Here is a 1,239-nt window from a genome sequence, read left to right on the forward strand (position 1 = left end):
CTGCGGCATCTGCACGGGGGCGCCTGCTGCGGGGCGTATGCAGGCGCGGGCGCCGGGCTACCGGCGTGGCTGCCCCAGTTGTTGGCCGAGTCCATGAACGACGTGCTGCGGCCGGCCTGCGCCGCCTGCAATTGGTTTTGCAGAGAGGCGATCTGCGCCTGCGCCGACGCCAGCGCCTGGTCGAGCAGCATGGCGCGCTGCACGAGCAGATAGGCCGCGTCCGGCTGGCGGGCCACGGCATCGAGGATGCGGGCTTCGGCCTGCGGGTCCTTGGCCCCGGCGCGCGCCTGCGTCAGTTGGGCCAGGAAGTTTTCCAGCGCTTGCTGTTCTTGCGGGGACATGGTGTGGAGTCCTGTCTGGGTGGGTGCGACGTGACCAAGTTAGGCGTCAAGTCTTAAACGAAAATTAAAGCGCGGCAGCTTCTTGTGTAACGGCCTGTAACCCCAGGCGCCTAGACGGCCGGGCGGTATTGGCTGGGGTTGGCGCCCGACACCTTGCGCATCAGGCGTCGCAACGCGGTGGCGTCTTCGTAGCCTACGGCTTCGGCCACGCGGTCGATCGTCATGCGGCTCGATTCGATCAGCATGCGGGCGCGGTTCAGGCGCACGCTCTGCACCAGGGCGAGGGTGCTTCTGCCGGTGGCTTCCCGCACGTGCCGTGACAGCGTGCGTTGCGACATGGCCAGCTCGTCGGCCAGCGCCTGCACGCTGGGCGGGTTGGGCAGGGCGGCTTCAATGCGTGCCACCAGCTGCGCAATCAGCGCATTGCCGTTGGCCAGCATGGCGGGCACCACAAACGGCGCTTGCGCGTGGCGGCCGTCGATCAGCAGCACACGGCCCACGGCATCGGCCAGCGCCACGCCAAAGCGCGTGCGCAGCAGGTGCAGCATCAGGTCGGTCTGCGCAAAGGCGGCGCCGGCGGTGGCGATCGGGCCGTCGGCGCACACCATGCGGTCTGCGTCGACCGTGCATGCGGGTTCCCACTGCTGCAACGTCGGGGCCAGCCACCAAGACGTGGTGACGCAGCGCCCCGGCAGCACGCCGGCCGCCTGCAGCAGAACACCGCCGAGCACGACGCCGCCACCTGCCCGCCCGCCGCCACCTGCGCGGCCAGGGCGCGCGCTGCTCGCCGCGCATCGTCCTGCGCGAGGCGCGTGGCGATCACGCCGGCATGGTCGAGACCTACGCCCGGCACGATCCAGGTGCTGCCATCGGGGGCGCGGGGCGTTTTGGCAGGGCG

The 1,239-nt window shown here is 70.4% G+C and carries 2 protein-coding genes; both read right to left on the reverse strand.

Annotated elements, in window-relative coordinates; translation table 11 throughout:
• Positions 1–341: DUF2076 family protein (locus tag FUT88_RS25515; RefSeq protein ID WP_147219339.1), on the reverse strand; the 341-nt coding region annotated here is incomplete at its 3' end.
• Between the two features lie 110 nt (positions 342–451).
• Positions 452–1,072: a GlxA family transcriptional regulator gene (locus FUT88_RS25520; RefSeq protein WP_261797299.1), complete on the reverse strand. Its 621-nt coding sequence runs from the start codon at positions 1,070–1,072 to the stop codon at positions 452–454.
• Between the last annotated feature and the right edge of the window lie 167 nt (positions 1,073–1,239).

This window comes from Ralstonia sp. TCR112 (genome assembly GCF_007997035.1).
GTDB lineage: Bacteria > Pseudomonadota > Gammaproteobacteria > Burkholderiales > Burkholderiaceae > Ralstonia > Ralstonia edaphi.